This is a genomic window from Mesorhizobium sp. M1004, assembly GCF_040318795.1.
In the GTDB taxonomy this organism is placed as follows: Bacteria; Pseudomonadota; Alphaproteobacteria; order Rhizobiales; family Rhizobiaceae; genus Mesorhizobium.
The window spans coordinates 1-14453 of record NZ_JAMYNB010000021.1 but is presented as its reverse complement, the minus strand read 5'-3'; the positions used below and the strand labels follow the sequence as shown (position 1 = coordinate 14453).

Genomic DNA, 14453 nt, shown 5'->3' with positions numbered 1-14453 from the left:
CCTCAGTGATATCAAGGCGACCCAACATCCTGATCGTCATGGTCGATCAGCTCAACGGCACGCTGTTTGCGGACGGGCCGGCGGACTTCCTGCATGTGCCGCATCTCAAGGCGCTGGCCGCACGCTCGGCGCGCTTCGGCAACAACTACACGGCCTCGCCGCTTTGCGCGCCGGGCCGCGCCGCTTTCATGAGCGGGCAATTGCCGTCGCGCACCCAGGTCTATGACAACGCCGCCGAATTCGCTTCCTCGATCCCGACCTATGCGCATCATCTGCGCAGCGCCGGCTACTACACCTGCCTGTCGGGCAAGATGCATTTCGTCGGGCCGGACCAGTTGCACGGTTTCGAGGAGCGGCTGACCACCGACATCTATCCCGCCGATTTCGGCTGGACGCCGGATTACCGCAAGCCCGGCGAGCGCATCGACTGGTGGTATCACAATCTGGGCTCGGTCACCGGCGCCGGCGTTGCCGAGATCACCAACCAGATGGAGTATGACGACGAGGTCGCCTTCCACGCGGTGCAAAAACTCTACGATCTTGCCCGCACCTCCGAGGACGAGGCCAGCCGGCCCTGGTGCCTGACGGTTTCCTTCACCCACCCGCACGACCCCTATGTCGCACGGCGGCAATATTGGGAATTCTATAAAGACTGTCCGGCGCTTGAGCCGGAGGTGGGATTCATCCCCTATGCCCATCAGGACCCGCATTCGCAACGGCTTTACCGGGCCAGCGACTACGACAGTTTCAACATCACGCCGGAGCAGATCCGCCGCTCGCGGCGCGGCTACTACGCCAACATCTCCTATCTCGACGACAAGGTCGGCGAGTTGATGTCAGTGCTGGAGCGAACGCGCATGCTGGACGACACCATCATCCTGTTCTGCTCCGACCATGGCGACATGCTTGGCGAGCGCGGCCTGTGGTTCAAGATGAATTTTTTCGAGGGCTCGGCGCGAGTACCTTTGATGATCACCGGCAAAGGCATTCCTGCAGGGCTGATCGAGGCGCCGGTCTCCAACCTCGACGTGACGCCGACGCTGTGCGATCTCGCCGGCATCGACATCTCCGCGATCGCACCGTGGACCGATGGCCAGTCGCTGCTGCCGCTGCTTAATGGCGAGCCGCGCACCGCGCCGGTGCTGATGGAATATGCCGCCGAGGGCTCCAACGCGCCGTTAGTGGCGATCCGCGACGGCCGCTACAAATTCATCCATTGCGAGATCGACCCGCCGCTTCTGTTCGATCTCGAAGCCGATCCGCAAGAACGCACCAATCTTGCCACCGATCCGGCGCATGCCGATCTGGTGGCCGCCTTCACAGGAGCAGTGCGGGCGCGCTGGGACATGGCGGCCTTCAATGCCGCGGTGCGCGTCAGCCAGGCGCGGCGCTGGGTGGTTTATCCCGCGCTGCGCAACGGCACGCATTACCCCTGGGAGTTCCAGCCACTGCAGAAGGCGTCGGAACGCTACATGCGCAACCACATGAACCTCGACAATCTCGAGGAACAGAAACGCTTTCCGCGAGGCGAATGATGACAATTGTCCCCTCCCTCGAGCACCTCAGACAGGCCTATGCCGTGACGTCGAAGGCGACGCAGATCACGCCTTTGCTGGAATCGACAGCCTTGGCCAAGGAGACGGGTGCGGCCCGCGTCTTCATCAAACCGGAATCGCTGCAATGGGCGGGATCGTTCAAGGTGCGCGGGGCCTATTGGCGGTTGAAGCGGCTGTCGCCGGATGAGGCCAGAAAAGGCGTCGTCGCCTACTCCTCCGGCAATTTCGCGCAAGGGTTGGCGGCTGCCGGCCAGGCGCTCGGCATTCCCGTCACCATCGTCATGCCGATCGACGCGCCGGCCGCCAAGCGCGATGCGACCGCAGGCTATGGCGCGCGCGTCGTGCTGACCGATCATGGCGAGCGCGCCCGTGAAGAGGTCGCAGCCGCCAAGGCCTGCGAGATTGCCGAGACCGAAGGGCTGGCGTTGCTGCATCCATTCGACGATCCGGAGATCGTTGCCGGCCAGGCCGGCGCCGGGCTCGAAGCGCTCGAACAACTCGAGGCAAAGGACGCCAGTGCCGACCTTCTGTTCTGCTCGGTCGGCGGCGGCGGACTGATCGGTGGCATGTCGCTCGCCTTCCACTATCTGTCGCCGGGAACCGAGATCATCGGCGTCGAGCCGGAAGGCTTCAACGGCATGGGTTCATCGCTAGCGCATGGCGCCATCGAGACCATGCCGATCGCGCCGAAATCGATTTGCGACGGGCTGATGTCGCGGCGGCCGGGCGACGCGCCGTTCGCGGCGGTCAAGACCGCCGGCGTGCGCGGCATCACCGTCGACGACCAATCGGTTAGGCAAGCGATGAAGATCGCCTTCGAGCGGATGAAGTTGGTGCTTGAGCCGTCAGGCGCCGCGTCGCTGGCGGCGCTGCTCGGCGGCAAGGTGGATGTGGCGGGTAAAACCGTCCTGGTCATGGCTACCGGCGGCAATGTCTCTCTCGCCGATTTTATTTCGCATATGAACGATGGGCGCATGTGAACCATGCTTGAAGCAGATTTCGTCATCATCGGCTCCGGCTCGGCCGGCTCGGCCATGGCCTACCGGCTGTCGGAAGACGGCAAGCATTCGGTCATCGTCATCGAGTTCGGCGGCACCGATATCGGGCCGCTGATCCAGATGCCGTCGGCGCTGTCGATCCCGCTCAACATGAGCCTTTACGACTGGGGCTTTGCCAGCGAACCGGAGCCGCATCTCGGCGGCCGCGTGCTGGCGACGCCACGCGGCAAGGTGATCGGCGGCTCGTCCTCGATCAACGGCATGGTCTATGTCAGGGGCCATGCACGCGACTTCGACCACTGGGCCGAACAGGGGGCGGCAGGCTGGGGCTTCGCCGACGTGCTGCCCTATTTCAAGCGCATGGAGGACAGTGACGGCGGCGAGGACGGCTGGCGCGGCCACGGCGGCCCGCTGCATGTCCAGCGCGGCCCGCGCAAGAATCCACTCTACGGCGCCTTTGTCGAGGCCGGCCGCCAAGCCGGGTTCGAACTGACCGACGACTACAATGGTTCGAAGCAGGAAGGCTTCGGGCCGATGGAGCAGACCATACGCGACGGCCGCCGCTGGTCGGCGGCATCAGCCTATCTGAAGCCGGCTCTCAAGCGGCAAAATGTCAGCATGGTCAAAGGCTTCGCCCGCCGGGTGATCATCGAGAATCAGCGTGCCGTCGGAGTCGAGATCGAAGCTCACAAACAGATTCAGTTCGTTAAGGCACGACGTGAGGTGATCGTCGCCGCATCGTCGATCAATTCGCCCAAGATCCTGATGCTATCCGGTATCGGCCCGGCCGCGCATCTCAAGGAGAACGGCATCCAGGTCGTGGCCGACCGGCCCGGTGTCGGCCGCAATCTGCAGGATCATATGGAGCTCTACATCCAGCAGGAATCGACCCAGCCGATCACGCTGAATTCGGTTCTCAACCCATTCTCCAAGGCTCTGATCGGGGCGCAGTGGCTGTTCTTCAAGACCGGCCTCGGTGCCACCAACCATTTCGAGGCCGCGGCCTTCGTGCGCTCGCAGGCCGGCGTCGACTACCCCGACATCCAGTATCACTTCATCCCGGCTGCGGTGCGCTATGACGGCAAGGCGGCGGCGAGGGCCCATGGCTTCCAGGCCCATGTCGGGCCGATGCGGTCGAAGTCGCGCGGCTCGGTGACGCTGCGCTCTCCCGACCCGAAAGCGACGCCGGTCATCCGCTTCAACTACATGTCGCATCCAGACGACTGGACCGAGTTCCGCCACTGCATCCGGCTGACCCGCGAGATCTTCCGCCAGAAGGCTTTTGACGGCTTTCGAGCCAAGGAAATCTCGCCGGGTTCGCACGTCCAGTCGGACGAGGATCTCGACGCCTTCATCCGCGATCATGCCGAGAGTGCCTACCACCCGTGCGGCACCTGCAAGATGGGCCGCGCCGACGACATCATGAGCGTGGTCGATCCGGAGTGCCGGGTCATCGGCGTCGACGGCCTGCGCGTCGCCGACTCCTCGATCTTCCCGCGGGTGACCAACGGCAACCTCAACGCGCCGTCGATCATGACCGGCGAGAAGGCCTCCGACCACATTCTCGGCCGCACGCCACTGGCGCCGTCCAACCAGGAAACCTGGATCAATCCGCGCTGGCAGGTGGCGGATCGATAGGGCATTGTCCGGCGGACTGCTCCGCAATAGCGAATACATCTGGAGAACAGCATGCGCGCCCAGCCAACGGCATCGCACTATGTCAACGGCCGCTACATCGAGGACGAAGGCGGCGCGCCGCTGCCGGTGATCTATCCGGCGACCGGTGAGGTCATCGCCACTTTGCATTCGGCGACTCCGAACGTGCTGGAGCTCGCCATCGAAGCCGCGCGGGCCGCACAACCGGCCTGGGCGCGGATGAAGCCGGTGGAGCGTGGCCGCATCCTGCGCCGCGCCGCCGACATTTTGCGCGCGCGCAACGCCGATCTGGCGCGGATCGAGACGCTCGACACCGGCAAAGCGATCCAAGAGACGCTGGTGGCGGATGCACTATCGGCCGCCGACTGCCTCGAATATTTCGGCGGCGCGGTTGCCGCCTTCAACGGCGAGGCGATCGATCTTGGTGGACCTTTTGCCTATACGCGCCGCGAGGCGCTCGGTGTGTGCGTCGGCATCGGCGCCTGGAACTATCCGATCCAGATCGCCGGCTGGAAATCCGCCCCGGCGCTCGCCATGGGCAACGCCATGGTATTCAAGCCTTCGGAGAACACGCCGCTGTCGGCGCTGGCGCTGGCCGAGATCTACTCAGAGGCGGGCCTGCCCGACGGGCTGTTCAACGTCGTGCAAGGCTATGGCGAAGTCGGCGCCGGCCTAGTCGGCCATGATGTCGTTGCCAAGGTTTCGGTGACCGGCTCGGTGCCGACCGGCCGCAAGGTGCTGTCGCTCGCCGGTTCGAAGATGAAGCATGCGACGATGGAACTCGGCGGCAAGTCGCCGCTGATCGTGTTCGACGATGCCGATCTCGAAAACGCCATCGGCGGCGCCATGCTCGGCAATTTCTATTCGAACGGGCAGATCTGCTCCAACGGCACGCGTGTTTTCGTACAAAGCGGCATCCATGACCGCTTCGTCGACCGGCTGGTCGAGCGGACGAAAAAGATCCGCATCGGCGATCCGCTCGATCCTGAGACGCAGATGGGGCCGCTGGTCAACAAGGCGCAGCAGGAGAAGGTCGTTTCCTACATCGCGGCCGGCAGGCAGGATGGAGCAACGCTCGCCTGCGGTGGCAACGTGCCGTCGCTGCAAGGGTTCGATGGCGGCTTCTTTGTAGAGCCAACCGTGTTCACCGGTGTCACCGATAAGATGCGCATTGCGCGCGAGGAGATTTTCGGGCCGGTGATGAGCGTGCTGAAGTTCGACGGCGAGGACGAGGTGATCGACCGCGCCAACGACACCGAATTCGGCCTCGCCGCCGGCGTCTTCACCCGCGACCTGCAGCGCGCTCATAGGGTGATCGCCGAACTGCAGGCCGGCACCTGCTGGATCAACGCCTACAATCTGACGCCAGTGGAAATTCCGTTTGGCGGGGTGAAGCAATCCGGCATTGGGCGCGAGAACTCGCTGGCGGCTTTAGCGCTCTATTCGCAGCTGAAGGCGGTGTATGTCGAGACCGGGGATGTAGCGAGCCCGTATTGAGGGTTGAAAGCGAAGTGATAGCTGATCTCCCCCCTTGCGGGGGAGATGGCCGGCAGGCCAGAGGGGGTGTGACGGATCGCCACCTTTGGTCTGATCTTCGAGTAGCTGAGACGTCGTCGGGACAGCACCCCCCTCTGCCTTGCCAGGCATCTCCCCCGCAAGGGGGGAGATTGGCAGCTCCAACGCCTCACCCCTTCTGCGCTGTCCCATCAAGATACTGCGTCAGCGCGCAGACCAGATGATAGAAGATGCTGGCCGGCACGTCCGATGCCAAGGAGCGGCCGCGTTCGTCGATGCGGTCGATCCACAGGCCGAGCGGCGCCGGGTCGATGTGCCAGCGGAATAGCCGGCCGACGCGCGCCTCGATTTCGGGCTTGAGGTCGGGACCGCCCGAGCCATCCAGTGCAATCGCCGCCTTGATCGCTTCCGCCTGCGGCCAGCTGCGCGATACGAGGTCGAGCGGCAGGCCCTGCCGGGAGACCGCACCGTAGGCAAGGCCGGTGGCCCGGTTGAGGCCGTTGGCGATGGCCGAGGCGTAGAGCTTGCGGGCAAAATTGCTCAACTCGCCCTGGCCGCTGCGGGCGACGAAATCGGTGAGCAGCGAGGCCCATTCGAAATGATGGCCGGGCTCGGTCCATGTGCCCTTCTCGCCGGCGGCCGGCTTCCACCCGGCGTCGAAATATTCGCCTAGCGTCCAGCTCTCGGCATCGAAGAAATGACTGCGGAAAAGGTCGATGATGCGCGCGGCGCGGCGCAGATAGGTGCGGTCGCCGGTCGCCTCATACCAGGCGAGGAAGGCCTCGAGCAGATGCATATGCGGGTTGGAGCGCCGCTCGCCCTCCCCGTCCGACGTCTCGAGGAAACCGGTCATGCGGCTGTCCTCGAGATGCGCGTCGAGGAACACGAAGGTCTCCTGGCCCAGCCGCAGCGCATCCGGATTGCCGCACATATGCGCATGCGCCAGCGCCAGCAGCACGCAGGAATGGTCGTAGGCATCCTCGGTTGGGTCGGCGACGGAGCCGTCGACATTGAGCGTGCGCACCCAGCCGCCCCGGTCCGTGCGGCCCTTGCCGGCCATGAAGGCGATGCCATGGGAGATCAGGCGATCGGCTGGACCGTCCCAGCCGCGGGCCTTGGCAATGGCGAAGGCGTAGACTTGCCTCGCCGTCGTGCGCATGCGCTTGGGCTTCAACAGCGCCTCGCCGTCGAAGCCGAGCGCCTCGTGGAAGCCGCCATGACGCTCATCGACGCCTGAAGTCGACCACAGCGGCAAGGTCTCCTCGAACAGCCAGTGATGCACGCGCCGATGCCAGGCGCCGCTCTCGATGACGCGGTCGTGTGCCGGCGTGAACCTGGTTTCCAGCCGGCCCGACTTTTCCAGCTGCTCGACGATTTTCTTGACGTGCTGGCTGTGGCTGACCGGGGCGACGAAGGTGGCGTCCGCCGTCGAGACGATGGCGACATCCTTCATACCGATTGCCGACAAAAGCCGGCCGTCGCTTCTGATGTAGGAGTTTTCGCAATCGATGGCGACGACATCGCCGACGACGACATTGCCCTTGGCGTCGGCAGGGCCGACATCGAGCAGCGACTGCCAGGAGCCGAGGTCGTTCCAGCGGAAGCCGGCCGGCACCATGGCGATGTCCTTGGCCCGTTCCATGATGGCGTAGTCGATCGAGTTCGACGGGATGGCGGCATAGAGGTCGAGCGGCATATAAAGGCCGGACAGATCCGAAGTCGCTGCCTTGTAGGCCGCTTCGGTGGCCTGCCAGATGTCGGGCTGGAAGGCCGCAAATGCGTCGCGCATGGCGCCGGCGCGAAATAGGAAAATGCCGGTGTTCCAGTAGAAGGTGCCCGCACTGAGATAGCTCTGCGCGGTGGCGAGGTCGGGCTTTTCGACGAAGCGCGACACGTCGAAGACGCCGCCGCTTTCGGCTGCGACTTCGATATACCCATAGCCGGTCTCGGGCTGCGTCGGCTTGATGCCGAACACCACCAGACGGCCGGCAAGCGCTGCCTGGCTGCCCGCCTCGACGCTCTGCCAGAACTGCTTGGGCGTGGCGATTTCGTGGTCTGACGGCACCACCAGCACCAGGCTGTCGCCGAACTCCGACAATGTGCGCAGCGCGGCCAGCGCCACGGCGGCAGCCGTGTTGCGCCCGGTCGGCTCGAACAGCGGGCCACCGCCGGCGAGGTCGAGGCCGGCAAGGTCGGCATGCACGCGCTCGGCATGGCGCTCGGCGGCGATCAAGAAGATCGGCGTTTCGCCCTCCGGCCGCGCCGTCAGCCGGCGCAGTGTCTTGGCCAGCATCGTGCCGTCGCCGGAAAGATCGTGGAACTGTTTCGGGTTGTCCTCGCGCGACAGCGGCCACAGCCGCGAGCCGACACCGCCGCTCATGACAAAACTGACGATGCGCTCGCTCATGAAAGGTCCAATCAGAACGTCTGGTTGTAAGCGCCGACTTCGGGGCTGCGGCGCAGCACGGCGTCGACGGCCTCGAACATCTGCCGGCGGCGGTCGGACGATACCGGGCTTTCGACAACCACGACAAGCTCCGGCTTGTTCGATGACGCCCGCACCAGCCCCCAGGTGCCGTCCTCAGCCACGACGCGCACGCCGTTGACGGTGATCAGGTCAGCGATCTTCTGGCCGGCAAAAGTCTTGCCGGCGCGCTGCATCGCCTGGAAGTCCGCCACCACCCGATCGACCACGCCGTATTTCACATCGTCGGCGCAATGCGGGGACATGGTCGGCGTGCCGAAGGTCAGCGGCAGCGCGCGATAGAGATCGGCCATCGAATTTCTGGGGTTCCGGTCGAGCATCTCACAAATGGCTATTGCCGTGATGAGACCGTCATCATAGCCGCGGCCGATCGGCGGGTTGAAGAAGAAATGGCCCGACTTCTCGAATCCGGCGACGGCGCCAAGCTCGGCGACCCGGCGCTTGACATAGGAATGGCCGGTCTTCCAGTAATCTGTCTTCGCGCCGTTGCCACGCAAAACGCTGTCGGTGTTGAACAGGCCGGTCGATTTGACATCGACGACGAAGGTCGAGCCGGGATGCTGGCTGGAGATATCGCGCGCGAGCATGACGCCGACCTTGTCGGCGAAGATCTCGTTGCCCTCATTGTCGACCACGCCGCAACGGTCGCCGTCGCCGTCGAAGCCCAGCCCGACATCGGCGCCGGTCTCCAGCACCTTGTCGCGGATGGCATGCAGCATCTGCATGTCTTCCGGGTTCGGGTTATAGCGCGGAAAACTGTGGTCGAGCTCGACATCGAGCGGGATCACCTCGCAGCCGATGCGCTCCAGCGCCTGCGGCGCGAAGGCGCCGGCGGTGCCGTTGCCGCAAGCCGCCACAACCCTGATCTTGCGCGCGATGCGCTTGTCCTGAGTCAGGTCGTCGAGATAGGTCTCGCGAAAACCGGCGACGAAATCGTAGCAGCCGCCGCCGGCGAGATCGAAGTCGCTCGACAGCACGATCTGTTTCAGCGCGCTCATCTCCTCTGGTCCGAAGGTCAGCGGCCTCGCCGCACCCATCTTGACTCCGGTCCAGCCATTCTCGTTGTGCGATGCCGTGACCATGGCGACGGATGCCGCGTCGAGCGCGAACTGGGCGAAATAGGCCATGGGCGACAGCGCCAGGCCAATGTCTTTCACCTTTGCGCCCGCAGCCATCAGGCCGGAAACTAGCGCCAGCTTGATGGCAAGCGAATAGGAACGGAAATCATGCCCGGTGACGATGTCGGGACCCGCGCCAAGACGGCGGATCAAGGTGCCCAGGCCCATGCCCAACGCTTGGACGCCGATCAGGTTCAGGTCCGGCGGTTGCGTCGAACCGGCATGGCCAAACCACCAGCGCGCGTCGTATTCGCGAAAGCCGGACGCCTTGATCAGCGCTTCGGTTTCGAATTCGAAGCTGTTGGGCCGGGCGTCGCCTACGATTTTCAGGGGCAAGGCAGCAAAGCTCCAGATGGCGAAAACACGATCTATCGAGGCTGCGACTTAGCACACAAGGCTTTAAGCCGGGTTTATCCCGGGAGGGAAAGCCAAGCTTTGCGGCAATGCCCAACGAAAGCCAACGAAATGCGACAGAAGCGCTGCCATTGCCGCTTGCAGGAACGGTATGCGGCGGCTATAAGCCCGCGGTCTGGTCACGGAGTGTAGCGCAGCCTGGTAGCGCACCTCGTTCGGGACGAGGGGGTCGCAGGTTCAAATCCTGCCACTCCGACCAGAAAAAACAGACACTTAGGTGTTTGTTCTCCCGAGACCCACAAGATGGCGCAATGCAAACCGGCCGCGTCGGCGTTCGCTGTCAGCATGGTGTTTTGACGCGACAACCATCCGCGCTACCTCGATAATAGGAATGCCGCCGAGACAGCGGCCCGGAACGAGGTTTGCGGAAGATGAATTTGTTGATTTCAAGCCGGCTGTCAGCGCTGCTCGCTTTGTCCCTGGCGGCAGGCTGCTCATCGCTGGGCAGCGCGGTGAACCCGGCGAAATACGACAGCATGACATGCGCCGAACTCAACACCGCCGTAGGCGATACCGCGCGCGACATCTCGCAAACCGCCATCACCCGCGGCAAGGTCGCCAACACCAGCGTGCCGAACTGGCTGCTCGGCGGCACGCGCGTGAAGAGCGCAGTGGCCAAGCGTGAGACGGCCAGAATCGAACTGCTGAAGCAGCGGCAAGAGGCCATTGTCGCGACAAGGGCCAACAGATGCCCCAGGTCAGCGGGCTAAGCGAACTGGCCCTACCCTGACTATCTGCTGAACGTCACGCCTTAAGCACTCAGCCTGAAGCGCGTGACATCGATCGCCGCAGCCATCAGTGTCTGCGTGTAGGCGGCCTGCGGGTTGCTGAAGATCTCTTCCGTCGGGCCTTCCTCGACGATCTTGCCCTGCCTCATGACGATGATGTAGTCGGCCATGGCGCGCACCACGGAGAGATCGTGGCTGATGAAGAGGTAGGACAGTTCGTGGTCGGCCTGCAGCTTGCGCAGCAATTCGACGATCTGCTTCTGCACCGAGCGGTCGAGCGCCGAAGTCGGCTCGTCCAGCACCACCAGTTTGGGCTTCAGGATCACGGCACGCGCGATGGCGATGCGCTGGCGCTGGCCGCCGGAGAATTCGTGCGGGTAGCGGTTGCGGGCGTTGGGGTCGAGGCCGACCTCGAGCAAGGCCTCGACGGCGCGCTGGTCGCGTTGCTTGCCTGACAGGTTCGGCTCATGCACCAGAAGCCCTTCGGTGATGATCTGGCCGACGGTCATGCGCGGCGACAGCGAGCCGAACGGATCCTGGAAGACGAGTTGCATCTCACGACGCAGCGGCCGCATCGCCTGGCGGTCGGCGGTGGAGATGTCGCGGTCGCCGAAGCGGATGACACCGTCGCTGGGCAACAGGCGCAGAAGTGCGCGGCCGAGCGTCGATTTTCCCGAACCGGACTCGCCGACGATACCGATGGTCTGGTTGCGCTTCAGCCGGATCGAAATGTGATCGACGGCGCGTAGCAGCAGCGGTTCGCCGGCAAGGAAGCCGCCGCCGATCTTGAAGGTCACTTCGACATTGCGGCCCTCCAGCAGCACAGGAGCGCTGGGCGGCGGCGCCGCCTTGGTGCCGGTCGGTTCGGCGGCCAGCAGCATTTTGGTATAGGCATGCTGCGGGTTTGCGAAAAGTGCTTCCGCCTCGCCTTCCTCGACCACCTCGCCATAGCGCATGACATAGACGCGGTCGGCAAAGCGCCGGACGATGCCGAGATCGTGGGTGATAAAGACGATGGCCATGCCGAGCTTGCGCTGTAATTCGGCGAGCAGCACCAGGATCTGCGCCTGGATGGTGACGTCGAGCGCCGTCGTCGGCTCGTCGGCGATCAGGATGTCGGGGTCGTTGGCCAATGCCATTGCGATCATGACGCGCTGGCGCTGGCCACCCGACATTTCGTGCGGATAGGATTTCATCCGCCGCTCGGGATCGGGGATATGCACCAGCCTGAGCAACTTGAGCGCCTCGTTCCGTGCCTCGGCTGCGTTCAGCCCGCGGTGCTTGCGGATCGGTTCGATAAGCTGGTTGCCGATCGAATAGAGTGGATCGAGCGAGGTCATCGGCTCCTGGAAGATCATGCTGATCTTGGCGCCGCGCACCTTGTTGAGGTCGGGCTTGCTCATGGTCAAAAGGTTGCGGCCGCGATAATCGACGTGACCCGTCGCCTCGCCATTGGACGCCAGCAGGCTCATCGCCGCCATCATGGTCTGGCTCTTGCCGGATCCGGATTCGCCGACCACGGCAACGGTTTCACCTGCCTTGACGTGGATGTTGATGCCCTTGACCGCTTCGACCGCGCCGTCGAGCGTGCGGAAGCGGACGCGAAGGTCCTTGACGCTGAGGATCGTTTCGGGCGTTTCCATCGCAACGGTCCCCATCTTATCGGTCCCCATCTTTATCGGTCCCATCTTCATCGGTCTCTCGGATCGAGCGCGTCGCGCAGGCCGTCGCCGACGAAGTTCAGTGCAAACAGCGTCGACACGAGGAAGAAGGCGGGGAACAAAAGCAGCCAGTTGGCGGTGCCGATGTTCTTGGCGCCGACGGAGATGAGCACGCCCCAGCTGGTCATCGGTTCCTGCACGCCAAGGCCGAGGAAGGACAGGAAACTTTCCAGGATGATGACCTGCGGCACCAGCAGCGTCATGTAGATCACCACTGGTCCGAGCAGATTGGGGATGACATGGCGCAGCAGGATGCCGCGCTGGCCGACGCCCATGGCTTCGGCCGCCTGGACATACTCCTGCCGCCGGATCGACAGCGCCTGGCCGCGCACGATGCGCGCCATGTCGAGCCACAGCACCGCCCCGACCGCCAGGAACATCAGCACGAAATTGCGGCCGAAGAACACCACCAGCATGATGACAAAGAAAATGAAGGGCAAGGAATAGAGCACGTCGACGATGCGCATCATCACCTCGTCGATCTTGCCGCCGGAAAAGCCGGCCGCCGCCCCGTAGAGGACGCCGATGACCACCGCGACAATGCCGGCAAGCAGGCCGATGGCCAGCGAGATGCGCCCTGCCATCAGCGTTCGCGAGAGAAGATCGCGACCGGTGTTGTCGGTGCCGAACAGGAAGTACTGCTGTTTGACCGACGCAGTCATAGTCAATTCGAGCCCGTCGGCCGATTTGCTCTCTATCTTGGTATCGTCGAAGGCATCGGAGCGGTCGAGATAGCGGATGTTGCGGTCGTCGATCGGTTTGGTCGAGGTGACGGTGACGGTGACGCGACTGCCCTCCAGTTTCCACTCCTTGATGTCGACGCGCATGCGCTTGATGGCATCCTTGAGCGCCGTCTCGATCATGTCCGGCTTCGGATAGGCTGAAAAGCTTGGTGGCGTGCGCACATAGTCGGCATAGATGGTGGTGTACTGATGCGGCACGAACCAGGGGCCGAAGATGCTGATGACGCCAATGAAGGCCAGGTAATAGAGGCTGAACATGGCGGCGCGGTTGGCTTTGAGGCGCGCCCATGCGTCGCCCCAGAGCGAGCGGCCGACGACGGCCGGCGGAGCGGCGGCGGCTGTGATGTCGGTCATAGCGCACCCTCAGTCATAGCGTACCCTCGGGTCGACGACCGCGTACATGACGTCGACGATCAGGTTGAAGACGATGGTGAAGAGCGCGATCACCACCACGGTCCCCATCACCAGCGTGTAGTCGCGGTTGAGCGCGGCATCGACGAAATAGCGGCCGACACCGGGAATGGAGAAGATGGTCTCGACGATGACCGAACCGGTGAGCAGCGCCGCGGCTGCGGGGCCGGTGAAGGAAACGATCGGCAGGATGGCGCCGCGCAGCGCGTGCTTGACCACCACCGACCAGTCGGAGAGGCCGAGCGCACGCGCCGTTCGGATATGATGCGAACGCAAGCTCTCGATCATCGACCCGCGCATCAGGCGGGCAACGATGGCGATCTGCGGCAAGGCCAGCGTCAGCACCGGGCCGATCTTGTTGATCAATGCGCCATCACCCCAGCCGCCGATCGGCAACAGCTTCCAGGTCAATCCGAACACCAGCTGAATCACAGGAGCGATGACGAAGGTGGGGATAGTGCTGCCGGCGGTCGCCAGCGCAATCACCGTATAGTCGCCAAGCTTGTTCTGGTTGAGCGCGGCGATGGTGCCGAGCACCGAACCAAGCAGCAGCGCCAGGATCAGCGCCGAGGTGCCGAGCTGGACCGATATCGGCAGCCCCTTGGCAAACAGTTCGGTGACGGTGAAGTCAGGCAAATTGTAGCTCGGCCCGAAATTGCCGCGCAGAAGATTGCCGAGATAGTGGGCATATTGCAGCCAGAGCGGATCGTCGAGGCCGAACTGTGCTTCCAGATTGGCCCTGATCTCGGGACTGAGGCCCCGCTCCTGATTGAAGGGGCCGCCCGGTGCGACGCGTATCAGGAAGAACGCCATGGTCACGATGACGAACAGCGTCGGAATGGCGGTCAGAAGCCGCCGTAAGATGTATCGCAGCATCGGCGCCCCGCTTCGGCCAGAGCGACATACGTCCATGCGGACGCATTGCCACGCTCCGGCGCCAAATCTTCGCACCGGGCTTGCCGAAAATCGACCACGACTTTCGGACCGGTGCGATGACCGACCAGTCCGGGCGCCCCCAACACGGGGCGGGCGGGGGGGGCGAGGTAGTGTGAGGAGCAGGGGGGGGCATCGGCGGGGGGGGGGGTGGACAAAAAAATATAATAAAGAA

10 protein-coding genes and 1 tRNA gene are annotated in these 14453 nt (G+C 63.9%); 6 read left to right on the top strand and 5 right to left on the bottom strand.

Features of this window, described 5'->3' with window-relative positions; genetic code table 11:
• Positions 1-5: 5 nt before the first annotated feature.
• The 4 genes from betC to betB are packed head-to-tail and all read left to right on the top strand — an operon-like array spanning position 6 to position 5707.
• The gene (gene betC, locus NKH54_RS29270) at positions 6-1535 is read left to right on the top strand and encodes a choline-sulfatase (RefSeq protein ID WP_353029517.1); all 1530 of its coding nucleotides are present in this window, start codon (positions 6-8) and stop codon (positions 1533-1535) included.
• The gene (locus NKH54_RS29265) at positions 1532-2536 is read left to right on the top strand and encodes a threonine/serine dehydratase family protein (protein WP_353029495.1); all 1005 of its coding nucleotides are present in this window, start codon (positions 1532-1534) and stop codon (positions 2534-2536) included. The genes betC and NKH54_RS29265 overlap by 4 nt, the downstream gene beginning before the upstream one ends.
• Positions 2537-2539: 3 nt before the next feature.
• On the top strand, positions 2540-4192 hold the full coding sequence (betA, locus tag NKH54_RS29260) for a choline dehydrogenase (RefSeq protein ID WP_353029494.1): 1653 nt from the start codon (positions 2540-2542) through the stop codon (positions 4190-4192).
• 51 nt (positions 4193-4243) lie between these two features.
• Positions 4244-5707, top strand: a complete 1464-nt coding sequence (gene betB / locus NKH54_RS29255; RefSeq protein ID WP_353003601.1) for a betaine-aldehyde dehydrogenase — start codon at positions 4244-4246, stop codon at positions 5705-5707.
• Positions 5708-5894: 187 nt separating this feature from the next.
• Here betB and NKH54_RS29250 read toward each other — a convergent pair whose 3' ends face one another.
• Both NKH54_RS29250 and NKH54_RS29245 read right to left on the bottom strand, forming a co-directional pair.
• The gene (locus NKH54_RS29250; protein WP_353029493.1) at positions 5895-8132 is read right to left on the bottom strand and encodes a mannose-1-phosphate guanylyltransferase/mannose-6-phosphate isomerase; all 2238 of its coding nucleotides are present in this window, start codon (positions 8130-8132) and stop codon (positions 5895-5897) included.
• An 11-nt stretch (positions 8133-8143) separates the two neighbouring features.
• On the bottom strand, positions 8144-9664 hold the full coding sequence (locus tag NKH54_RS29245) for a phosphomannomutase/phosphoglucomutase (protein ID WP_353029492.1): 1521 nt from the start codon (positions 9662-9664) through the stop codon (positions 8144-8146).
• A gap of 200 nt (positions 9665-9864) precedes the next feature.
• Here NKH54_RS29245 and NKH54_RS29240 point away from each other — a divergent pair.
• Together NKH54_RS29240 and NKH54_RS29235 are read left to right on the top strand one after the other, a co-directional pair.
• Positions 9865-9941: transfer RNA gene (locus tag NKH54_RS29240), tRNA-Pro, on the top strand.
• A gap of 172 nt (positions 9942-10113) precedes the next feature.
• Positions 10114-10452: a hypothetical protein gene (locus NKH54_RS29235; RefSeq protein ID WP_023684572.1), complete on the top strand. Its 339-nt coding sequence runs from the start codon at positions 10114-10116 to the stop codon at positions 10450-10452.
• A 41-nt stretch (positions 10453-10493) separates the two neighbouring features.
• Here the strand turns inward: NKH54_RS29235 and NKH54_RS29230 are convergent, their stop codons facing one another.
• The 3 genes from NKH54_RS29230 to NKH54_RS29220 are packed head-to-tail and all read right to left on the bottom strand — an operon-like array spanning position 10494 to position 14221.
• Positions 10494-12113: an ABC transporter ATP-binding protein gene (locus NKH54_RS29230; RefSeq protein ID WP_023702233.1), complete on the bottom strand. Its 1620-nt coding sequence runs from the start codon at positions 12111-12113 to the stop codon at positions 10494-10496.
• 47 nt (positions 12114-12160) lie between these two features.
• Positions 12161-13288 (bottom strand): ABC transporter permease, encoded by a 1128-nt coding sequence (locus NKH54_RS29225; protein ID WP_023709835.1) that lies wholly within the window; start codon positions 13286-13288, stop codon positions 12161-12163.
• 9 nt (positions 13289-13297) lie between these two features.
• Entirely contained in the window at positions 13298-14221 is a 924-nt protein-coding gene (locus tag NKH54_RS29220; RefSeq protein ID WP_023684574.1) for an ABC transporter permease subunit, read from the bottom strand.
• Positions 14222-14453 lie beyond the last annotated feature (232 nt).